Annotated in this window: 23 protein-coding genes; 3 read left to right on the forward strand and 20 right to left on the reverse strand. The window is 58.3% G+C overall.

Annotation, left to right across the window (positions count from 1 at the left end):
- Positions 1–35: 35 nt before the first annotated feature.
- Genes AB4N47_RS12540 through AB4N47_RS12550 form a run of 3 tightly spaced genes read right to left on the reverse strand, consistent with a single transcriptional unit; the run spans position 36 to position 1,923 of the window.
- The gene (locus AB4N47_RS12540; protein ID WP_341637800.1) at positions 36–848 is read right to left on the reverse strand and encodes a DUF3618 domain-containing protein; all 813 of its coding nucleotides are present in this window, start codon (positions 846–848) and stop codon (positions 36–38) included.
- Positions 845–1,273: a phage holin family protein gene (locus AB4N47_RS12545; RefSeq protein ID WP_024012566.1), complete on the reverse strand. Its 429-nt coding sequence runs from the start codon at positions 1,271–1,273 to the stop codon at positions 845–847. The genes AB4N47_RS12540 and AB4N47_RS12545 overlap by 4 nt, the downstream gene beginning before the upstream one ends.
- On the reverse strand, positions 1,273–1,923 hold the full coding sequence (locus AB4N47_RS12550) for a hypothetical protein (protein WP_125915985.1): 651 nt from the start codon (positions 1,921–1,923) through the stop codon (positions 1,273–1,275). The genes AB4N47_RS12545 and AB4N47_RS12550 overlap by 1 nt, the downstream gene beginning before the upstream one ends.
- A 299-nt stretch (positions 1,924–2,222) precedes the next feature.
- Here AB4N47_RS12550 and AB4N47_RS12555 point away from each other — a divergent pair, with 299 nt between their 5' ends.
- On the forward strand, positions 2,223–4,079 hold the full coding sequence (locus tag AB4N47_RS12555; protein WP_341637801.1) for an ABC transporter ATP-binding protein: 1,857 nt from the start codon (positions 2,223–2,225) through the stop codon (positions 4,077–4,079).
- A gap of 39 nt (positions 4,080–4,118) precedes the next feature.
- On the opposite strand, the gene AB4N47_RS12560 is transcribed toward AB4N47_RS12555, so the two are convergent.
- The 11 genes from AB4N47_RS12560 to AB4N47_RS12610 all read right to left on the reverse strand — a co-directional run bounded on the left by AB4N47_RS12560 (position 4,119) and on the right by AB4N47_RS12610 (position 13,847).
- Positions 4,119–5,264 (reverse strand): sensor histidine kinase, encoded by a 1,146-nt coding sequence (locus AB4N47_RS12560; RefSeq protein ID WP_341637802.1) that lies wholly within the window; start codon positions 5,262–5,264, stop codon positions 4,119–4,121.
- Positions 5,265–5,433: 169 nt separating this feature from the next.
- Positions 5,434–5,868: a bleomycin resistance protein gene (locus tag AB4N47_RS12565; protein ID WP_460154560.1), complete on the reverse strand. Its 435-nt coding sequence runs from the start codon at positions 5,866–5,868 to the stop codon at positions 5,434–5,436.
- 42 nt (positions 5,869–5,910) lie between these two features.
- Positions 5,911–6,612: a DUF695 domain-containing protein gene (locus tag AB4N47_RS12570; RefSeq protein ID WP_341637803.1), complete on the reverse strand. Its 702-nt coding sequence runs from the start codon at positions 6,610–6,612 to the stop codon at positions 5,911–5,913.
- A gap of 164 nt (positions 6,613–6,776) precedes the next feature.
- Entirely contained in the window at positions 6,777–7,118 is a 342-nt protein-coding gene (locus AB4N47_RS12575) for an antibiotic biosynthesis monooxygenase family protein (protein ID WP_341637804.1), read from the reverse strand.
- 28 nt (positions 7,119–7,146) lie between these two features.
- Complete coding sequence (locus tag AB4N47_RS12580) at positions 7,147–8,121, reverse strand: zinc-dependent alcohol dehydrogenase family protein (protein ID WP_341637805.1); 975 nt, start codon at positions 8,119–8,121, stop codon at positions 7,147–7,149.
- 63 nt (positions 8,122–8,184) lie between these two features.
- Positions 8,185–8,487, reverse strand: a complete 303-nt coding sequence (locus AB4N47_RS12585; protein ID WP_071171906.1) for an ArsR/SmtB family transcription factor — start codon at positions 8,485–8,487, stop codon at positions 8,185–8,187.
- A gap of 57 nt (positions 8,488–8,544) precedes the next feature.
- A complete protein-coding gene (locus AB4N47_RS12590; RefSeq protein WP_341637806.1) occupies positions 8,545–10,128 on the reverse strand; it encodes an EAL domain-containing protein in 1,584 nt (527 codons plus the stop codon).
- 156 nt (positions 10,129–10,284) lie between these two features.
- Entirely contained in the window at positions 10,285–11,925 is a 1,641-nt protein-coding gene (locus tag AB4N47_RS12595) for a sensor domain-containing diguanylate cyclase (protein ID WP_122506957.1), read from the reverse strand.
- Between the two features lie 123 nt (positions 11,926–12,048).
- The gene (locus AB4N47_RS12600; RefSeq protein WP_110599097.1) at positions 12,049–12,441 is read right to left on the reverse strand and encodes a nuclear transport factor 2 family protein; all 393 of its coding nucleotides are present in this window, start codon (positions 12,439–12,441) and stop codon (positions 12,049–12,051) included.
- A 49-nt stretch (positions 12,442–12,490) separates the two neighbouring features.
- Positions 12,491–13,087, reverse strand: coding sequence for an NADPH-dependent F420 reductase (locus tag AB4N47_RS12605; RefSeq protein WP_341638020.1), 597 nt, complete (start codon positions 13,085–13,087; stop codon positions 12,491–12,493).
- Between the two features lie 7 nt (positions 13,088–13,094).
- On the reverse strand, positions 13,095–13,847 hold the full coding sequence (locus AB4N47_RS12610; RefSeq protein ID WP_130910843.1) for a 3-oxoacyl-ACP reductase family protein: 753 nt from the start codon (positions 13,845–13,847) through the stop codon (positions 13,095–13,097).
- A 112-nt stretch (positions 13,848–13,959) separates the two neighbouring features.
- Between AB4N47_RS12610 and AB4N47_RS12615 the strand changes: the two genes are divergently transcribed.
- Together AB4N47_RS12615 and AB4N47_RS12620 are read left to right on the forward strand one after the other, a co-directional pair.
- The gene (locus AB4N47_RS12615; protein WP_258606037.1) at positions 13,960–14,886 is read left to right on the forward strand and encodes a LysR family transcriptional regulator; all 927 of its coding nucleotides are present in this window, start codon (positions 13,960–13,962) and stop codon (positions 14,884–14,886) included.
- Positions 14,887–15,054: 168 nt separating this feature from the next.
- Positions 15,055–16,014, forward strand: coding sequence for an EamA family transporter (locus tag AB4N47_RS12620; protein ID WP_016774285.1), 960 nt, complete (start codon positions 15,055–15,057; stop codon positions 16,012–16,014).
- Between the two features lie 431 nt (positions 16,015–16,445).
- On the opposite strand, the gene AB4N47_RS12625 is transcribed toward AB4N47_RS12620, so the two are convergent.
- The 6 genes from AB4N47_RS12625 to AB4N47_RS12650 all read right to left on the reverse strand — a co-directional run bounded on the left by AB4N47_RS12625 (position 16,446) and on the right by AB4N47_RS12650 (position 21,672).
- Positions 16,446–17,102: a DUF2931 family protein gene (locus AB4N47_RS12625; RefSeq protein ID WP_041480571.1), complete on the reverse strand. Its 657-nt coding sequence runs from the start codon at positions 17,100–17,102 to the stop codon at positions 16,446–16,448.
- Positions 17,102–18,643, reverse strand: a complete 1,542-nt coding sequence (locus AB4N47_RS12630) for a T6SS phospholipase effector Tle1-like catalytic domain-containing protein (protein WP_341637807.1) — start codon at positions 18,641–18,643, stop codon at positions 17,102–17,104. The genes AB4N47_RS12625 and AB4N47_RS12630 overlap by 1 nt, the downstream gene beginning before the upstream one ends.
- A 137-nt stretch (positions 18,644–18,780) precedes the next feature.
- A complete protein-coding gene (locus AB4N47_RS12635; protein ID WP_341637808.1) occupies positions 18,781–19,140 on the reverse strand; it encodes a DUF6124 family protein in 360 nt (119 codons plus the stop codon).
- Between the two features lie 441 nt (positions 19,141–19,581).
- The gene (locus AB4N47_RS12640; RefSeq protein WP_341637809.1) at positions 19,582–19,989 is read right to left on the reverse strand and encodes a hypothetical protein; all 408 of its coding nucleotides are present in this window, start codon (positions 19,987–19,989) and stop codon (positions 19,582–19,584) included.
- A 131-nt stretch (positions 19,990–20,120) separates the two neighbouring features.
- Positions 20,121–20,681, reverse strand: a complete 561-nt coding sequence (locus AB4N47_RS12645; RefSeq protein ID WP_341637810.1) for a nucleotidyltransferase family protein — start codon at positions 20,679–20,681, stop codon at positions 20,121–20,123.
- A 124-nt stretch (positions 20,682–20,805) separates the two neighbouring features.
- Positions 20,806–21,672, reverse strand: coding sequence for a LysR family transcriptional regulator (locus tag AB4N47_RS12650; protein ID WP_341637811.1), 867 nt, complete (start codon positions 21,670–21,672; stop codon positions 20,806–20,808).
- Between the last annotated feature and the right edge of the window lie 110 nt (positions 21,673–21,782).

A 21,782-nucleotide genomic window follows, 5' to 3' on the forward strand; every position in this document is an offset into this window, starting at 1 on the left:
GGAGGCCCATTACAGGCCTCCCTCGTTTTTCACCCTCAAGAAGTTCCCAACCCCTGTGACAAATCCGAAGACGACGGCCGCGCCGGATCCGGCTTGGTTTCAACCTCGGTCTGTTCAGTGGTCCGAGTCACCGTGTCACGCACTGCTTCATACCCTTCCTGAGCTTTCTGCTTGGCCTTGTCGACCATGCCCGCGCTGGTACGGCCCATGTAGCGCTGTTCAGTGGAAGTAGTCGGCAACGCCGCGCCGAGCAATGCACCGAGCGCAACCCCAGCGGCAGCGACCATCAGCGGTTGCTCCTTGAGCATGTGACTGAACTGCTGGCCAAGCACTTGCGAATTACGCGACAGTCGATCACTGGCGTCATGCATCGCATGGGTCAGATTTTCCTTCGCCGCACCGACGTTTTCCCCGAGGTGGCTGGCCTTGCCTTTCAGCGCCTCATAGCCGCCCTTCAGCGAGTCTGTAGTCGAGTGCAAATGCGCGCGGGCGCTGTCGATGCCGTCGGCCAAACCGTCGGCCCACTCGCCGGCCTTGTCCTGATCCGGCCCGCTGCGATAGGTCGGTTGCGGCACTGGCGGGCGATTCTGGCTCATCATCAGCCAGAGCAGCCCCACCGAAGTCAGCACCGCCGGCACCGGGTTGTTGCGCACGCTGGTGCCGAGGTTGGTGAAGAACGTCGAGCCGTTGCTCTGCATCATTCCCCAGGCCTGATCGATCATCTGTCCGGGGGTGAATTTGCTCTCGAGTTGATCGACGATGTTGCCGATGCTCGCGCGTTGTGCATCGATTTCGCGCTCGATCTGCTCCGGGCTTTTTTCCGCTTCGATATCCAGTTCGCTTTTCATGAGACTTTCCTCCGCAGCGCTTCCTGATCCTTGTTCAAGGCGTCGAGAGTGCGATCAGGTTTGAAGTGAGATGGCTCGAATTGTTTCTTCCCGGATTGCAGCATGGCGAAGCCGATGATCATCACCACCACGCCGACGATCAGCGCGGCCAGCCATGGCGCCATGAACATGCTCAGGCCGTACACCGCTGACATCAGCAGAATGATGAAGCCGGCGAGAAACACGATCGCACCACCGGCAACCGCGCCGATGCCAGCCTTCAGCGTGCTGAGGCTGTTCTGCAGTTCGGCTTTGGCCAATGCCAGTTCCTTGGTGAACAACGCTGGCACCTCTCGGGACAGTTGTCGCAACAGACCGACCACCGAAGCGTCATCCGTTTGGCCGAGGGGCCTTGCCCCGCTCAGATCAGATTCATCTCTGTTCATCACAGTTCTCCTTTGGCGTCGGGTGCGTGCGGTACGGAAGCCGCGGCAAAATCAGCGGGGTGATCGCTGTCACTGGGCGAGGTCGGGGTGATGCCGGTGGCCAGTCCCGGATTGGCGTGGGCCGATGACGGTACTGACGATTCATAGGGTCGCTGCGCACCGTAATCGGCTGGCGGTGGCGTCGATGTCGTGCCCGCCGCCGGATCGTGCTCGGCGCTGACCGTCGCTGCTGCGGCCGTGCCGGCTTTGAGAAACCGCGACAGGCCGAAACCGATGGCGATGCTGCCGGCGATGAATAGCCCCGGATTGCTGCGCGCCAGATCCGCCGCATCGTGCAGCAACTGCTCGGCACTCTTGCCGCGCAGGTTGCCCGCCAGCCCGGTCATGGAATCCGCCATGTCCGTCAGGTAGTCGGACATGCCCAGCGTGTCCTTGTCCTGCAACTCCGAGACGAAGCTCTTTGCGCCTTGGGCCAGTGCTTCTATCTGTTCGGCCGCGGTGTCCCGGTACTGTCCGAATTGCGCGTCGGCCTGTTGCCGCGCGCCGCCAATTGCTTCGTTGACGTCGTCTTTCAAATGTTCAAAACCCTGTCCAGGCTTGCTGTTCGGATCACCTGATTCAAAGCCTGCCCTGCTGTCTTGAGTATTCATGTGGCCCCTCGCGTTCTGACTTGAAAACGGAAAAACGGAGCTACACGGCAACATTGCCAAGAGCCCCCACATAGAAGATGACGGAGCAGCTTGCGCGAGAGTTCAAAGAGGTTGATGAGCGTGCGACATCAGGTCTGGATCAGCGACGAAAGGTTGCGCTTGGCACGATTGCGTTGAGCTTCTGCGCCTGGCTGCGGTCAAGACAAGGCACAAGCATTTATCTGCAACACGACGCTGAAACCCGCAACAACGCCGATAGATGGCAGAATCCCCACACCCTGATCACTTCGGAGACCGCAATGCTTCGCCTGTTTGAAGAAAGGCTCGACCCCTTCCCGCCCGACGAGGCGCCGCCACCGCCAGTCGGTCTGATGCGCTTCTTGTGGGCCTGCACCCGGGGGGCGCGCGGTTACATCCTGGCCTTCGCCCTGCTCAGCGCCAGCGTGTCGATCTACGAGGCGTGGCTGTTTTCTTTCCTCGGGCAAGTGGTGGATCTGCTCTCGACCTGGCAATCCGGCGGCGCCGCGGGTGATGAGGAAAGCCGCGTGTTGTGGGGCATCGGCATTGTGCTAGTGGTCAGCATCGGGCTGGTGGCGCTACGCACGATGGTTCAGCACCAGATCCTTGCGATCAATCTGCCGCTGCGCCTGCGCTGGGACTTTCACCGGTTGATGCTGCGGCAAAGTCTGTCGTTCTTCTCCGACGAGTTCTCCGGCCGGGTCACGACCAAGGTCATGCAGACTGCGCTGTCGGTGCGCGAGGTGCTGTTCACCCTGATCGAAATCCTCCCCGGCATCGGCGTGTACTTCATTGCGATCATCGCGCTGGCCGGTGGCTTTGCGCTGAAGCTGATGCTGCCGTTTCTGGCGTGGATCGTTTTGTTCGGGCTGGCGATGGTGTATTTCGTCCCGCGTCTGGGCAAGGTCGGCCAGGAACAGGCCGATGCACGCTCGTCGATGACCGGGCGGATTGCCGACGCCTACACCAACATCACCACGGTCAAACTGTTCTCGCACTCCAAGCGTGAAGCGCACTTTGCCCGTGCAGCGATGGAAGATTTCAAGCTCACCGGATTTCGCCAGATGCGGCTGGTCAGTCAGTTCGAAATCGTCAATCAGGCGCTGGTGGTGGCGTTGATTCTCGGCGCCGGCGGTTACGCGCTGTGGCTGTGGCATCAGGGCGAAGTCGGCACCGGCGCCGTCGCGGCGATCACCGCCATGGCGCTGCGCATCAATGGCATGTCGCACTGGATCATGTGGCAGATGACTTCGCTGTTCGAAAACATCGGCACCGTCCAGGACGGGATGGCCACCCTGACCAGCGGCCCGAAAGTCCAGGACGCACCGGATGCCAAAGTGCTGGAGCCTGCCGGCGGCGAAGTGGTTTTCGACAATGTCAGCTTCAACTACAACGGCGAACGCCAGGTGCTCGACGGCTTGACCCTGCATATTCGCCCCGGCGAAAAAATCGGCCTGGTCGGCCGCTCCGGTGCGGGCAAGTCGACGCTGATCAACCTGCTGCTGCGCTTCTATGACGTTGATCGCGGCGAGATCCGCATCGATGGGCAGAACATCGCCGAGGTGACTCAGGACAGTCTGCGTAGCATGATCGGCATGGTCACCCAGGACACCTCGCTATTGCACCGTTCGATCCGCGACAACATTGCCTACGGTCGCCCGGACGCCACCGACGAAGACATCCATCGCGCGGCAGTGAACGCTCAGGCCGATGGTTTTATCAGCCAGTTGAGCGACAAGCAGGGCCACAGCGGTTACGACACGCTGGTCGGCGAACGCGGCATCAAGCTTTCGGGCGGCCAGCGCCAACGCATCGCCATCGCCCGGGTGATGCTGAAGAACGCACCGATCCTGTTGCTCGACGAAGCCACCAGCGCACTGGATTCCGAGGTTGAAGTCGCGATCCAGGAAAGCCTCGATGAAATGATGCAGGGCAAAACCGTGATCGCCATCGCCCACCGCTTGTCGACCATTGCGGCCATGGACCGGCTGATCGTCATGGACGAAGGCCGCATCATCGAACAAGGCACCCACGCGCAATTGCTGGAGAAGAACGGCACCTATGCGCGGCTGTGGCAGCACCAGAGTGGCGGGTTCCTGGGTGAGGATCGCGGTTTGGTTGAGGTGATGGAGGAGTGATCAGGCTGGAGGGCCGGGGCCGGCCCTCCAGCGATTGGCCTATATGGTGACGGGGCTTTCGGCATCAATCGGAAGCTTTACGCGAAACACGGTTCCGCCCTTCAGGTCAGAGCTGACTTCGATTGAGCCGGCATGCGAGGCGACGATTTCCGAGGCGATAAACAGGCCCAGCCCGAGGCCAGCGACGGGCCCGTGATCAACTACGGAGCGCTGCGAGAAGCGCCCCATCGGGTTGAAGATGAACGGCAACACGTCTTCCGGAATCGGCTCCCCGCCGTTGTGCACCGTGAACACCGCGCAATCCTCCCGAGCTTCCAGTGCAACCGTAACCGGAAACTGATTATCGCCGTGGGTCACCGCATTGCTGATGATGTTGGAAAAGACCTGTTCCATCCTGGCGCCATCGAACGCTCCCATCACCGCTTCCGTCGCATCGAAACGCACGTTGGCCTGCGGATGAAAGGCGCGGATTTCCTCGATCACCCGCTCGCACACAGGGCTGAGATCGATCAGGGATTTTTTCACCGGAATCCCCGGCCCCATCTGGCAGCGCGTCAGATCCAGCAGGTCGCCCACGATCTGGCTGGCGCGCTGCACGCTGGCGTAGATCTGCCTGGCCACTTTGCTGGTGCGCGGGTCGGTGGCTTCGGTACGACGCAACATATCCGCACCGAGCAGAATCGCCCCCAGCGGCGTGCGCAAGTCATGGCCGAGAATCCCCAGAAACACGTTTCGCGAAGCCTCAACGGCACGGGAGTAGCTGGCAATCGACTCGGCCAGCGCCTGGTCGATGGCTTCGTGAAAACGCGTCATGTCGTCAACATTCACTGATTTGCCATCCTTGACCTGACGCAGCCACTGGCTCAGCACACTGGTGCGCAGCGCGCGGTATTCCGACACCATCTGATCGATGGTGAAGCCGGCCATCAGCCGCGTCACCGCGTGGGTTTCCGCAGCTGTTTCTTCATCGTCGCGCGGCGCTTGGCCCTGGGCTTTGGCGATTTGTTCGCTCATGGTCTGCTTGGTCCGCAGATCGATGACGATGGCGCGCAACATCTGCTCGGCGTGATCGCGCAGCGCGACGTTATCGAGCTCCACCCCCGGCGTCTCGATGGTGCGGGCGAAATCTTCCCAGGCCTGCAGGATCGGCTCTAGGTTTTCGAGAATGAAATCTGGCAGGCGCATGGCTGTAGTCCGCAGGGAAATCCATCAACGCCAGCAGCTGAGCCGGCGCAGATTTCGGAAAGGGCAATTCAGGAGTACAGAAGGTACGGCTGACGTTATGCAGCCTACCACCAAAGCGCTGGGCTAACGTTGGAGGAAAATCGAGGGGCTGAAGTGTCGCGGGGCTTACCTACTCCGCGGCCCGGACCGGCCGCTCACCTAATCGCTCAACCAGCCTGACGAGATAACCGTCCGGGTCCTGCACAATGAATTCCCGCTGCCCTGTTTCGACAGTATCTGCCCGATACCAAGTATCGCGGCAGTTGCGAAAGAGAGGAAAACCGGCTTGTTCGAGTCTTTCGAGGACAGCCGCGACCGCGACTACATCTATTTGCAGGTTGATGCCTCGCCCAAAAGGTGTGCTCAGGGGCGCGGTGAGCCACTGGCCAGCCTGCGGGTCGAACTGCTCCAGCATCACCTGCGCGCCGTTCAGATCCAGGTAAGCGAAACCGTCTTCGAGGCGCTGATAGGCCACTTCAAAGCCCAGACTGTTCACCCAGAATGCCAAGCTCTTCGACAGCTCGGTGACCATCAGTTCAGGAACCAGTTTGTTTCGTTCAAGCATGGCGAGAAATCCGTTTCAGAAGCTTATGCAGCGAGGGTTGTTTCACTCCAGGCATCGCTTGGGTGTCAATCGAGTTTGCTCGGCATTCTGCACCTCAGCACTGACATCTGCCTGTTTACGGCTGCTGAATTCAATCGGATAAGGCCCGGTCTGCGCCAGAGCTGCCTGCACACGGCTGACAAAGGCCGCGTCGTCCAGGGTGTAGAAAACCCACACCTGACGCTTTCCGCCGGTGACCGTGCACCCCCACTTCGCGACCCCATCCGCCGTTACGGCCGCCTTTATCAGGCGGTCCACCTGCATCATCCGCGCGGATTCCTTTGAACTCGGCAGGAAGCGATCCGACACGTATTTCCAGCTGATGCGAGCCTTGTACGGAAACGCCTGGATATCCTTGAGATTGAGGTCGGAAGGCATGCGAAAACTCGCTGGCATCGGGTCGTCAGGAAAATCAGACGGTTGGAAATCGCTGTCGCCTGGCACGGCCACTTGCCGTTGCGGATTGTCAGCAGGATCATCACTGAGCAGTATTCTGAGCGCTTCAGCTTGGCGCTCTTCCCGCTCGCTCATGCATTTGTTGTAGGCCGTTGTATGCGCTGGACCGGCATCCAGACAAGGATCGCGCTCTACCGGTTTTGGAGTATGGGAGCGCGTGCAGCCGGTCGTGATCAGGCTTGCCAGCACCAATAAAACAACGGCTGGCCAGATATCAGGGCGCAGGGAAGCGTGGGGAGTGACTTTCAAGTGGCCTTCCTTGGATGAGCAGCAGTACGAGACATATGGAAAACGGCGCATTTTGCCTGCCACCCCTGCCCCATGAACAGGCCAAAGAGGAATTAAAGTGGCAATTCATCACAAGCAGTGCTAGACCAGTCACAGCCGCGTGTGACGAACAGCCACATACTCCCTCAGATGCCTACGCTGGCACCGTTGTCCGGTACGCCAAAATCGCCACCCGGATAAGCACCACCCTCAATGTGATACACGCTCGGCTCTGCGGAAAAATAATCCTCCAGCCCCAGCATGAACCGCTGGTGGTCTTCACTGTCCTCAAAGCCCGGCGAGTGATCCTCAAGCGATTGCCAGCGCACGATAAGATTGAACTGCTCGGGGGTTTCAATACCTTGCGCAAGCAAGTGGCCGCCGTAACCTTTGGCGCGGGTGAGCAACGGTTCGACTTCGGCAAATGCGCGTCGGAAGGCTTCAGTCTGTTGCGGATGAACGGGCAGCACAGCGATCTCGTAAACCATGATGTTTCTCCAAAATCAGTGAGCGGATTCAGACGATGAGTGAAGGCTCGACGGCGATGGCGATTTTTCCCAGCAGACCGTTGTTGGCGCTCTCCAGTCGGGCATGGGCGAGCGGGATGTCGGCAAGGGAATAGACCGCGCCAACGTGGGGCCGCAACTGGCCGCGCTCGACCAACGCGCTCAATTCATCGAGCTTGCCGCGATTCTGCCGGGTGAAAACGAAGTGGTAGCTGGCGTTCTTGCCCCAGGCCTGAACGAGGTTTTGTGGCTGCGCGATGTCGACGATCGAGACGACGCGGCCAAGCTGGGCGAGCGCGTCGGCACTGCGAGACAGGGTATCGCCGCCGATGGTGTCGAACACCACATCAACGCCATGCCCGGCGGTATCGCGCATGATCGCTTCGACGTAGTCCTCTTGGGTGTAATCGATCACCACATCAGCGCCCAGGCTGCGGACAAACTCGGCGTTGGCCTCGCGCACGGTGGTGAACACTCTGGCGCCCATGGCTTTGGCCACCTGAATCGCCACATGGCCGACCCCGCCCGCGCCGCCGTGGATCAGAATGCTTTCGCCAACGCGGAGCACGGCGCGCACGGTCAGCGCTTCCCAAACCGTACCGCCGACCAGACTCAGACTGGCCGCCTCAAGGTGGCTCAGCGCGGCAGGCTTTCTGGCGATGATGCTGTCGGCTGCGACGTGGTACTCGGCATAACTGCCCTGCCCGTCGAATATCTGCGGGGTGTACCAGACCTCGTCGCCCGGCGCGAAAGCGCTGACGCCCGGCCCGATGGCTTCAACCACGCCCGACACGTCGTGACCGGTAATGGCTGGCAGCGGCACCAGATCGGGATAGTCACCGCGCCGAACCTGATAATCCAGCGGATTGATGGAAGTAGCGTGCACTCGGACCAGCACTTGACCCGCTTGCGGAACCGGTTTTGGAACGTCGCTGAGTTCGAACGAATCAGGACCGCCGAAGGATTTCAAAATCATCGCTTTCATGGCAAAACCTCGTATCGATAAAGAGGGATATCGAGAATTCTCGATATCCTAAAGTAAAAAAATTTACAGTTCTTTCCCTATGACCTCTGCAAGCGCGCTGATAGCAGCCTCATTGCGTTTGTAGTAGGTCCATTGACCGATGCGTCGCACTTCCACCAGCCCCACCCGCTGCAACGTGGCCAGGTAACTCGACACCGTCGACTGCGACAAGCCGATACCTTCCTGGATGCTGCTGACGCAGACACCCTCGACGAGAACGTCACCCTCATCCTGCGGGGGGAAGTTCTTGACGGGATCCTTCAGGCCTTCAAGGATCTTGAGGCGCGTCGGGTTCGAGAGGGCTTTGAAGATTTCGATCAGTTCCATGCGCCGAGGATATCGAGATTTTTCGATATGTCAATGTGGTTTTTTGACTCGTTTCTTTCAGGAAACAATCGGGTCCTGAAGAATGCGCGCGTCGGTGCAAGGCCGACCGTCCAGATAGGGCTGTTGGAACTGTGCGCACTCCATGGCTTTCGCAAACAGCCATCCCTGTGCATAGCGCACCTGGTTGGCGCCCAGGAAGTCCAGCTGTGCCGGGGTCTCGACACCCTCAGCGACAAGTGTCAGCCGTAGCGCGTGGCCCATCTGGATTACGTGAGTGACCAGTAAGGTCTTCCCCTCTGCTTCGCTGATCTGCTCAACAAAGGATCGGTCGATCTTGAGCACGTCCAGCGGTAATTGCTGCAGGTATTGCAGACTCGAATAGCCGGTGCCGAAGTCATCCAGCGCGACAATAAACCCGGCGCTTCGCGCGCGCTCCAGCGTTATTTTCGCTGACGTTAGATCGACGAGGCTGCGCTCTGTCACCTCAAGCCATATCTGCGCGGGTTGCACGTCGAGGCGACGGCTTTCATTCAACAAAGCAGGGATCAGTCGCCCGGAGCTGACGTCGGCTGCGGCCAGATTTAACGCTACGTGCAGTGAACGATCACTGGCGAGCATGGCGCCAAGGTCTGCGAATACGCGGTGAACCACTTGGTCAGTGATCGCTTCGATCAAGCCACTGGATTCGGCCAGCGGGATGAACACGTCCGGGTAGACCAGCGTGCCGTTGGGTTTGCGCCAGCGGATCAAGGCTTCGGCGCCGATGCAGCGCCGGGTCTCAATTTCGATGATCGGCTGATAATGAACCACGAACTCCTGTCGCTGCACCGCGCGCTCCAGTGCCGCCAGCGGGGACAGCTTGCGACGCCACCAGCGCAGGCTCGCAATGACCAGGCCTACGCTGATGACAAGACCGATCGGCAGCAGATAAAGCACGTGCTGCCCGAGGCTGCGCAGCAGTTCCTGTCGCGGGATTGCGGCAATTACGGTGAAGTTGCCCTGGGCCACCAGTGTGTAGAGAAAGCCGTCCTTGAGGCCATGCGTAGGCCCCTCATGCACCAAGGCTAGGAAACTCGCCATGTTCGGGTCCGCCGGGCCGAGCAAGCGGCCCTGACGTGTGCCGACGGCCAGCCTCACGCCTTCATCCAGTACGACTTCGCGAAATTGTTCCGGGTCGACCAGCACGTTGAACGCAGCAAACTGCAACGCCAGCATCGGTTTGATCAGCTCGTTGTCATCCTGCGCATCGATGGACACCTTCACCCCGTCGTCGGTGACGAAATCCTCCGCCCATTGCTTCGACCGCGGCGGCGTGGCGCCCCATGACGTGCAGGCAAATACATCTTCTTCGTAGCCGACCGTCTCGACCGAAAACGTATTGATGGCAATCATGCGCATCTGCTCGATGCCCTGTGGCGAGCAGGGTTCGAGGTCAGTGACAGCAATGCTTTTCAGTGCCTGGGAGGCCTGCGCAAATGTCTGACTGGCGCGATCGTTGGCAATCGCGGCGAGCGTTTGCAGGCGGTCATGAGCCGCGTAGATCGACAGCATCCATCCAGCCGCTAGGGTCATGCCCAACGGGACGATCACCGCAAGGGCCGTCAGCAATATTCCCCGCCGCATGATCTTGGAACGCTTCATTTCACCGCCCGAATGATTTGGCCCGTGACGCGTCTTCGCGAGTGCTGGACGCGCCGTTTGCGCGGCACCTACCGCTGCTTTTAGCGTGGAATCGAGGCAGAATCAACAACTCTGCCGATTAGTTGAAAGCCCCGTGACATGCATCAATTTGTAGCCTCATTCGGAATCGCTCGAGGCCATCGACAAGTACGATTCCACTCGATTGCGTCCACCCTGTTTGGCGCGGTAGAGGCATTCATCGGCTTTCTTGAGGACGATTTCCGCAGTAGTCGGCAAGTGTTCACACGTTGCCACGCCGATCGAAGCGGTAATGCGCCCCACGGTCGGAATATCACTGGTCGCAATGGCCTGACGTATCCGCTCAGCGATGGCACTGGCTGACTCGACACCGGTTTGCGGCAAAATCAGCAAGAACTCCTCTCCCCCGGCTCGGCACGCCAGGTCGCCGACGCGGGAATAAGTTTGCAGCGTATGCGCGACCTGTTTGATAGCCAGGTCGCCCTTGTCGTGGCCAAAGGTGTCGTTAACCCTTTTGAAATGGTCGATGTCCAGCGATAACACCGAATATGTCTGCCCGGTGCGCTCAAGGCGGCGCAACTCCTGATCCATGGCTCTGCGATTGGCCAGTCCGGTCATGGGGTCGGTCAGCACCTGCTGGTTAAGGTGGCCCAGCTTCGCTTGCAACAACTGCACGCCGGCAAGCATCGCCTGGCGAATGGAAAACGCCTCGTGATACCAGGCCTTGACGTGGCGAAGTTGCTCGCTGGCCTGGGGCGCTGACAACTGCCGGGCAATACGCGACAGCTGGTTGAGCGGGCGACAGATCAGCAAGGTGCCGAACCAGATCAGTACGAAGCCGATCAGGGCGGCGGGCAGCATTCCCAGCAGCACATCGCGCATCAAGGTGTTCAGCGGCGCCAGACTCACTTCGCGCGGCTGCTGCGCGACCACCGCCCAGCCAGCGCCCGGCACCTGAGCGTACCCCGCGAGCATGGGTACGCCTTTGTAATTACGCACGCTCATCGAGCCGCTCTCGCCACGCAACGCCGCATCGACGGTTTTGCTCCAGCCCAGGGTGTCGCCAATGCGCGCCGCCTCAGGGTGAAAAAGCAGTTGGCGATCCTGATCCGCTACAAAAGCAAAGGTGCCTTCGTGGTGAAAATGGCGGCTGATCAGGGTGTGCAGCGCGTTGTCTTCGCGCAGATAAACCGAGCCGCCGATGATGCCCACGTAACGCTCAGCAGAGTCGTAAACGGGTTCGGAGATAAATACGACGAGATTGCCGGCGGCAGACGTATACGCGGAGCTGATGAAGGGCCGCTTCGCATCGATGGCTTTGAGAATGGCATCCGAACGCAGCGTTGAGCCGTTGATTTGAAGAGTATCCGGATACGCCTCCAGCACCTTGGCAGTGCTATCGATTATGGCAATCGAGTTGAAATCGGCATCCTGTTTTTGCAGGCGCAGCGCTTCGGCGCGCATGACGCTGGGGTCACCCCAGGCCTTGCCCAATTCACTGGCGCTGTAACGCAGATGGTTCTGTGCTGAATGAATGAATTCAGCGAGGCTCGAGGCGACCTTAGCTGCATAAGCACTGTTCGATTGCAGCGCATGATCAACCAAGGCATCGCGCTGCACGCGGTAGGCTGTGACAAGGCTGTTGCCCAACGTCGCCAGAACAGACAGCAGTACCAGGGAGAGAATCAGCCAACGCAAATTCAGCGCAGTTACGGGCTGCGTGGCACCCAGCGTCTCGTCGCTGGCCGATTCATTTGGGGGGTCCGTTCTGTCGATCATCGTCTGCCCTGACAGGTCTCTTTGGGAGTTCGCAGCGAAAGCGCCTCAGCGAGTATATGCGCTTGTGCGTGACACGCCTGAGGGACTTCCAATACGAGAGCGTCTGCCAGCTGCGTTTGAACTTCAAGCCGGGTCCAGCAATACCCACAACCGCACGATTTTCCCTTCGCTGATTTCCGCCACGTCGACACCGCTGACAACAGTTGACCCAGCGCTCGGGCCCGCATGCCAGCGCAGGTAACCCAGGCCATGATGCCCAACCGCCGGCCCCTCGGGAACAAAAGCGAAGTCCGCCCCGAACTGATCCAGCAACGCACCGGCCACCTCTGAAATCGCCGCCCGCCCGGTGACGATGCCAGTCGGTTCGTACATCGTCGGTGTGCCTGCAAAAAGCTCATGCACCGCCGCAATGCGCTTCTGTGCATCGCGCTCGTTGAACACGCGCTGCAGGTTGGCCCGCAGCAAGGCGTCGTAGTTTTCCACCTCATTGATATTTCGCGAATCTGAGCCAGACATTTTTGAATCCTCGATTGGTATGTGAAGCCCGGTTGCCCGGGCTCAGCGGTCAACCATGTTTGACCAGGTTCAAGGCTGGCAGCGGTCCGCCCGGAAACTGCGCAAGCATTCCCTGCTGCACACCGCCCAGGTCGATGCCGTAAAAACCCAGTTGAGTAATCAGCTCTGCAACTTTGGTTTTGCTCGCGGCATCTTCACCGGAATAAAACAGCACCCGCTTGCCGCCCTCGGCGGAGGGATCGCTCAGCAGAGCCGCGAGCAAATGGTTGAAGGCCTTGACCACGTGCGCACCGGGCAGCATCTGCGCCACCACTTGCGAAGACGGCTGGCCGCCCAGATCGAACGGTTTGAACAGTGGCGCCTCGATCGGGTTGTTGGCGTCGATCACGATACGTCCATCCCAAGGCCCGAGATCGCGTACCGCGTCGGGGATCTTCGACCAGTTCACCGCCAGAAAAACAATGTCCGCCTGACTGGCTTGCCGAGCGGTCACCGCTTGCGCGAGTGGACCCAATTCGTCGACCAAACCGGCAAGGCTCTGCGGCCCACGGCTGTTGGCCAGACTGACCGGCAGGCCTGCGTTGACGAGCAACCGAGCGATGGCGGTGCCGATGGAGCCTGTACCAATGATGCTGATAGTCATGATGCTCTCCTTACGCTGTGAAGCCGCCGTCGACGATTAATTCTGCGCCGGTGACAAACCCGGCGTCCGCACTGGCCAGGTACGCCACCGCGCTGGCAACATCCTTGCCCTCGCCGTACCGCCCCATGGCGATGTTCGGGCGTAGGAAGTCCGCAATAGGCCCGTCGGCCGGGTTCATGTCGCTGTCGGTCGGGCCAGGATGGACGGTGTTCACAGTGATGCCGCGCGGCCCAAGATCGCGCACCAGTCCACGACTGAAACCGGTCAGCGCACCTTTGCTCAGGGTGTAGACGGAGGCGGTAGCGAACGCAGCGTATTGCACCATCGAGCTGCCGATGTGAATGATGCGACCGCCCTGCCCCATGTGTTTGAGCGCTTGCTGAGTGGCGACGAAGACGCCGGTCACGTTCACCGCAAGGATGCGTTGAAAGTCCTCAAAGGCGATGTCCTCGGGGGCACCGAGCAGGCTGATACCAGCGTTGTTCACCAGAATGTCGATCTTGCCAAAACGCTGTGCAACCTCGGCAATCGCTGCACGTACAGCCTCGGGATTGCCCGCATCGGCCGCCAGCGCCACAGCCTGGCCGCCCGCCGCGACGATTTCCTGCACGACCGCTGCGGCGCGATCTGGCGATGCGTTGTAGGTGATAGCGACGTTGGCGCCATCTGCCGCGAGCCGCTTGGCGATTGCTGCGCCGATGCTGCGTGAGCCACCGGTAACGATGGCGATTTTGCCGGTCAGTGGAAGCGTGGAAGTGTTCATGGTCAAGCCTCTGGGTGGTTGGAGTTGATGAGGCTATGAGACGCCTTTTGATCTTCCACCAGTAGTGGAAGCCCACTAGAATCACTTTCAATCATTCGTTGAAGGTGCGCAGATGGAAACCTTAGGCAATTTGCTCTCATTCGTGCGCAGCGCCGAGGCGGGAAGCTTCTCTGCCGCCGCGCGGCGCCTGGGCCTGACTCCCGCGGCGGTCAGTCGCAATGTCGCGCAACTGGAGGCCAACCTCGGCGTACGCTTGTTTCAGCGCAGCACGCGCAAACTCACGCTGACCGAAGCGGGAGAACGCTTTCTGGCCAACGTCGGTTCGGGACTGGAAAGCGTTCAGGCGGCGATCGCCGACGTGGCCGGCAATGCCGGAGAGCCTTCAGGGCTTTTGCGTCTGAGCGCAGCACCCGGTTTCGCCAGGGATTTTCTGCTGCCGCTAATGCCCGAGTTTCTCAAGCAATACCCCGCCGTGACCCCTGAATGGCACGTCGACAATCGCCAGGTCGATCTCATCGCGGATGGATTTGATGCGGCTATCGGCGGCGGCATCGAACTCGCGCAAGGTGTGGTCGCCAGAGCCATCGCCCCGGCGCATCTGATTCTGGTGGCATCGAAGGAATACCTCTCGGCACACAAGCGCATCCGGCACATCGAAGAGCTGGCGACGCTGGATCATCTGGCCATGCGCTCGGTGCAGACCGGCAAGGTGCGCAGCTGGATGCTGCAAGGCCCCGACGGGCAACGGGCACCGCTGGAGTTGGCGCCGCGCCTGTTGGTCAACGATCCGCAAGCGCTGTGTCAGTGCGCCCGACTGGGGTTGGGGGTTGCGCTGTTGGCAGTTCCGGATGTTTTGCCTTATCTGCAGGACGGTACGCTGGAGCGGGTTTTGCCGGACTGGCATGTCGATGCGGGGCAGATTTATTTGTACTTTTCCAGCCAGAAACTGTTACCGGCCAAAACCCGGGCGTTTGTGGATTTTCTGGTCGGTCAGGCTCGGGAGGATGGTTGGGCCGCTCTTCTCGATGCTCGGGCTTAGAAGGCAAGTTATACGACCTCTAAAACTCAACCACCATCACGCCCAAGCGTTTATTCAAGCCTTTCGAGCTTGCCGCGCCTGCTCGATTACGGTACAAATCGGGAAGTTGTACGACAACATAATAAAAAACTGAGCCACCCCGAGTGGCTATCATTTTTGAGATCTGCCATGTCCCGTCCTGAGTTTGCGCCAACCGTCCCCCCGCCCTTCCCTCGTTATCTCGCCGTGATCATTCTGTTGTGCATGGGCTGTGCGTTCGCCGGCAACCACGTCGCGGCACGGGTCGCTTTTGATGATGGCGCGGGCGTGTTGCTGGCAATTCTGATGCGCTCGGGCGGGACCTTGCTGGTGCTGGCCATTCTCGTCCTGTGGCAGCGGCAAAGCCTGCGCCTGCCGACGGGCGCGTGGCGTTGGCAACTGTTGTTGGGCCTGCTGATTACTGCGCAGAGCCTGTGTCTGTACTCCGCTGTCGCGCGGGTCCCGGTCGCTTTGGCGCTGCTGGTGGCCAACGTGTTTCCGATCCTGCTGGCCTTGCTGACCTGGGCGCTGGGCGGCCCACGACCAAGCGCGCGCACCGCGATGTTGATGGGCTTGATCCTCGTGGGATTGGTGTTCGTACTGGACGTCCCCGGACGTCTGTCAGACAGCGCCAGCGTCGGTCCGGAATGGCTACTGGGCGTTGCACTCGCCTTCTGCGCCGCCAGCGTATTCGCCTGCGCGCTGTGGATCACTGATCACAAGCTGTCGCAAGTGCGCGGCTCGGTGCGCAGCCTGCTGACCATCTTCATCGTCTTCAGCAGCGTCAACCTGGCCGGCCTGACCGGCGCCCTCCCCGGCGGACTCAACCTCCCCGCCACCTCAACCGGCTGGCTGGCCCTTGCCACGCTTGTCGTGCTCTATGGGACCGGCTTCATTGTGTTGTTCATTTCCGTGCCCAGGCTGGACATGCCACGCAACGCCCCGGTGATGAACATTGAGCCATTGGCGACGTTGTTGATGGGCTGGATTGTGCTGGATCAGATGCTCAGCAGAGGACAGATCGTGGGCGGAGTGATTGTGGTGAGCGGGATTGTGTTGCTGACGTATCGCAAAGCGCCGGTGAAGGTTGGGGTGAAGGCTGAGGTTTGAGGGGGTGTGGTGGCGGGACTCTTGGTTGGCGAGTCCTGCTTATGGCCCCCGGCTCGATACCGAATCAGCGGAATTGCAGGCTCTGAGGTCTACCTGGGCATAGCTTCCTATTTCACCCTTGTAGAGATAAATCGCAGTTACCTCCAGCTCCGTTCGTAAGAATTCCGCCAGCGTTCTGAGTCTGGTGCTTTTGGCCATGGCAGGGCGTACAACTGTCGCGCTACCGGGTTGGTCATCGTAAGTTCTGACGAGAAACTGATCGACACCATCCAGAATCAGGTAATCGAACCCTCGATACTCATAGCCTGCGTCGTAGTCGACATCATCGAAACGGTCGGCCTTTCCTATTCTCAAGACGCCGCCCCTAATTCAACTCAAAGAAGTGAAACGGTCTAGCAGTTGAAAAGTGGACGGCGCTCCATCCACGTCATTTACCAACTACCGTACGGGATGCCGAACTTATCAATGTAACGCTTGGCTTTCTCACTCACGGGATAGGCATAGCGCCCGCCATGCTTGCCCTGCTCCGGGCCGAGAGGTTCGAGTTCGCCTTGAGCATGGGAGACTTTTATCGGGCGGTGGCAGGAGTCCCTGACCCACGCTTGAAGCACTCCCCCCGGGGCGAGCCCCACAAGCAGCGTTGCGGAGTAACGTGCGGTTCTTTCGGGAGTCTTCGGGCACCGCTGATGTGTGGACTGCACCATCAGTTGCCTCGCTTCTTCTGGAATCTCTATGAAGCCTTTATAGGTTTTCTGCTCCGATATCGACTGCCAACGGACAAAAATCATTCGAGGAAGGTCAGCACCGGTAACCAAAACTCCAGAACCACCGACTGTTCCCCAACCACGGGCAGACTCCGTCCCATCTTCTGGTTCGCCTCCGGGAGCGGATTTTCCACCGACTCTGAAAAACATTCTGTTATTGATATCCAGCACCGAGCTGTCCTCAACCCAGATCTTCATGTAATTCGGCTCAACGAATCCTATTTGCCACCAAGGAGACTTGGGGTCATTTTCTCCACTTTCGAAACCTCCTTTCTGGCAGCCCATTAACAATAAGGCGACAAGCAGAGCGATTACAGACTTCATTACCAGAGCTTCCAATCAGCTACGTGAGGATGTTGTACACGGATCGCGTCGTCCGTCGGGGCGTTGATGTAAACAGCATCAATACCGCTCCCGTCTCTTCTTCCAAGGGGATGATTCCAGTTTGCAGAGGTATGAATGTACTTCAGCTTGAGCAAAGCCTCTTCTTCTGCAGTTGTTCTGTAGTTTCCGGTGAGAAATCGGTCACAAAGAGGCTGCAGCTCTGCCGGCACGGAGTATTCGTCATCGTCCGGTATATCAATGAATTGAACACCCTTTTCTTTTGCCAGCTGATACATGACTCTTAAATAAACTCTCGAAAGTTTTCCACTCACCGGACGTTTCAATTGTAGAGCGGCATATACGCGCTTCTGCCCCGGTGAAAGCCTGTCTTGATGCTCCTGCGGAATTTTGAAGGAAGCCGGGGTGACAATATCCAGCAGATGCGCAGGCCATCCTTTAGCAAGCCACTCGCTTTTTACGCGCGCGGCGTCGTGATAAATCGACGTCGTTGAAACGTCTACGTACCGAGGTACATCGAGAGTTTGCATCGGACTGACAAGCACGCGTTCCTCTACTTCATCAAGATAGCTGCCGCCAATATCCGAATGAACCCCGGGAAGAGTGTACTCAGGGTGCGCGGGCTTCACTCGGCTGAGCGCAAAATTAGCGCGACACTCATCACGCGCTACGAGATGTACGACATCCGTGAAGTATTGACGGTCCAGGTAAAGCCTCACACCGGGAGCTATAGGACTTTTCACCCGGCCAAGATTGGTGAAGCCGGCAATTGAGGGCACCGTGTCAAAGAGCCCGATAAATCCCATTTTGATGCCGTTTCCGTATTTATTATCAAAGGTGCGACTGAAATCTGCGGCGTTCCGGTTTAGGAGATCTCCTAAAGCTCCTTGCTTACCCCGCACCACTTCATTTGCGAAGTGCCGTGCAGCAGCAGCCCCACGACTGAAGCCAAATGTATCGAACGTCAGGGACGCAATTTCACTGTCGGGGTTCTCTTGCAGTGCCTCTTCGATAGCTTGTTTTATCTGCGTGAAGGACGCTTGTACGCGACTCGTAACACCAGTCTCACCTCGCCCCGTTCCAGCACCTACAGCGCTATCCATCTGATTGCTTTCAGTGCCTATACCTTCGACATATATTGGGCTTGAGACGTACTTAAGAAAGCCATCACCTTCGGCTTTCTGGGTCTTTTTATACAGAGAAAACAATTTTTTTATATTCGTAGGCCCGGCGCCATAACTACTATCCGGATCACTCATATAAGGCATGCAGCTAGCTGGTATATCTTCCGGCGCAATCGGATGCTGAGCACCGCACAACAACCCCGCAGCAGAGTTGTTCGCATTGTTGCCAGTGCCATCAAAGAAAACCCCGATCCTCAACGCAATGCCTATTTTCTCAGGCTCGCGCGCGGGCTCTTTCCCGTATTTCTCATACTCGGCCCAATGCTGGGCGTGTATGTCGACGGGTTTGGCTTGTTCGTAGCGGTAGTTTTTCGGCGGGTTTGGAACGTAGCCACTCAATCCTTGATTCCTTGTTCTGATCCTTGAAGAACGGCCCGAAGGGTGACAGTGGACACCGGGTGGTGCAAGCCGTGGCCGCGTGCCAGCCATGGCGCGCCCGGGGATTGCGACGAGGTTTTGCGCTCGTCGCATTGCGGTCATTTGGCTATTTCGACTTTATCCAAAGCCTGATTTACCGCGATTTCGCCGAGCATGACGACCTGGGCGATGCCCAGCAGGGTTTTGCGGCGCGGGTTGTCGAGCAGCGCGGCGAAGTCGTAGAGCATGGTGGTGGCCGAGCCGAGGGATTCGCTGGCGTTGGCCAGCAGGGATTCGGTGTCGTATTTCGGGTTGGCGAGGAACATCTGTTCCGGAGTGTTGGTGCTGGCCAGGATTTCGGCGGAGCCGAGGTAGTGATCGAGGGCGCGTTCGGCGGCTTCGTGAAGCTTTTTCGAGGCGCTGGATTCGTAGGGCGATGCGGGGTCGGTGGTTGGGGGATTGGGTGTGACTTTGAACATGGTGGAACTCCTAGTTAGCTAAAAGGAGCCTTCACATTCGCTACCAAACGAAGGTGGCGGCCATACGCGGGTTGGTAGACCGGTAACTAGGAACCGGCACACCCGAAGGTGTCCTGCGCATGGCCACCATTGAGCAGCGACCTGAAGCAGGTCTGCGAACGGTGCGCGATGCGACTAGTTATGGCGGGCTACCAAACCCGATCACTGTTTTTCAGCGACCGACAGACGATAGGACCCGCGACCTAGACGCACAAGCCGGCGGATTCTGGCGTAGTCGTAGGGAATGACGCAAGGCGTTGTAGCCGTTTGCTTAAGGCTGGAGTTACTGTTTAAACGGGCTGAGGGTTTTCTGTTTATGTGGCTGTGAATGTGCTGCCGTCATCGCGAGCAGGCTCACTCCTACAAGGGGATTGTGCTGAGGTTACCGGCGATCCTTGCCTGTCATGATCCTGAAATTTCCCGTCTGACCTGAAGAGCAATTACAGCGAAACCTTTACCAGTGCCGCGCTGGGAAACTGCATGGTTCTGAATTGAAGTTACATCTTCCCATCGCTCGCCAGCTTTCACACATCGGTGACCACTGTCGGTGTCAATTTCGAAGGCTATGAACCGTTCTGCCTGATTCAGGATCAAGCCATACAGCCGTGGCATGCCGGGGAAATCGACTTCCAGTTCAAGTACCACGCTGCCCGCCCAGTCGATGCCCTGGCTTTCGCCATAACCAACCAAGGCGACGGGAAGACCGGCGTTGCGCCAGAATTTTGCAGCTGTCATCAGGCGATGGGCAGTCACAGCATTCTGTTCCTGCACATTCAACTGTCGCTTCTTAAGCAGCTGGTCAATCTCCATTTTGCTCCTCGGTCGTGTGCCGCTAGTTGTCCCTGGTACTTCAAAGCCTCAATCAAAAACCCGAGCGCTCGACGAAAGGTCGGGATGCATGAAGATTTCCTTATCGGTTTAAACAATCAATCGGGGTGGCATCAACCCAGGGTTACGAGCGTCAACTTCGGCCAGATCTCGAGCCATCTCTTCGACTGCACGCGCTCCAGAAACACCGCGCTTTTATCACTTTCAAATCGGGCGGTTGGCCGCACTTTCAGCGCAAACAAATCCTCCAGCCCCAACGGCGCCGAAACCTCTATCGCACCATGCCGATCAAGCCTGACACCTACTGCCGTAGCAGTTTCCGGCCAGAACGTCATTGCATCCGCAGCCGCCCCATAAGGCGCATCGGCGTTTCGCTGGTGCATGCGTGCCTGGTTTTTCACCGACCAGTTCAAGCCACTGCACAGTGCTGCAAGCTCGACCTCCAAGGCCAGGTCTGTTTGCGCACTGGCACATGCTGTGTCAAACCATACGACATCAATGTCCTCGGGCAACGGCGAAGGTTGGCGCTGATGCAGATGATCCCAAACCAGGCTGCGCACAAAACCTGCGGCAACCCAGCAGTCCGGCAAGTTGAGATCTCTGACTATTCGCAAGATGTGCATGCGGACGGGATCTTCAGCAATCAGATCCCGCAGTTGCGCTTCCAGATTCATTTATTTCAATCCAATGACCGTGGTTGCGAGAGCCTATCAGTGGTCTCTGTAAGCGCTCGGTCCCTTGAGCTGAATGACGAGTGCAGGCGAACTTTGCAGGATAGGGCCAACTGCCGCCCACTTCTCAAACCTTGAACTCTTCCTTGAGCAAATCGGCAAACTTGTCTTTTGCGCGATGAGATTCAACGTGTCTGTTCCAGATAAAATAATTCTGCACAGGCTTTAAGTCGTTGAAGAAGAATCCTTGAATACCGCCAAGCTGGCGAAACTGTTCAAACATGCCTCTCGGCACCAACGATATCCCGGCGCCTGAACTTACGCAGCCAAGGATGGTGCCATAACTGGCTATGCTTGTTATCGGGTTGAAAACTTTGTACCGCTCCAGCCAGGTTAACAAAGCCTTTCTATAGGGACATCCTTCAGGCCACATGAATAAATCCACACCGCGCAGGTCCTCTGGCTGGTTTATCACCCCCGCGGACGGTGAGGCAATCACTACTAGATCCTCTTCATAGATCTCCAGACTCTCGATGTCCGGATGTTCTGGCCTGACGGCAATTATTGCCCCGTCCAACGTGTAGTTGACCACTTCTGCGGATAATTGTGACCAATCGCCAGTGCTGAATTGCATTTGTACAGCCGGATAAAGTTGATGATACCTGGATAGCACCTTGGGTAACCGGCCGGTAGCGGATGACTCAATGGCACCAATCCTGAGTTCTCCCGAAGGAGCTGACAGCGGATCAAGCGCTCGTTGCGATTCTTCGCACAAAGACAGGATTTTGTTGGTGTAGCCGAGAAAAAGCCGACCTGAAGGACTGATGATCAATCCTCTGCCTTTCCTAATAAACAGGTCAACTCCAAGCTCACGTTCCAGAAGCTTGAGGCGGTTGGTGATGTTGGACGGCACGCAGTGCAATCGCTCCGAGGCACGGACGATACTGCCCAGATCGGCTACTGCCTTGAACATGACCAGTTGCGAAAACTCCATGTAAACGCTCATTAAAAATGAATGATTGGGTCAGTATAAGTCACTTGTCGCAGGTCAACAAATCGGGCTAATTTCGCCGCTGCAAGGCAAGAAAGTGCGTTAAAACCAAA

The organism is Pseudomonas sp. S3_G06 (assembly GCF_054667565.1).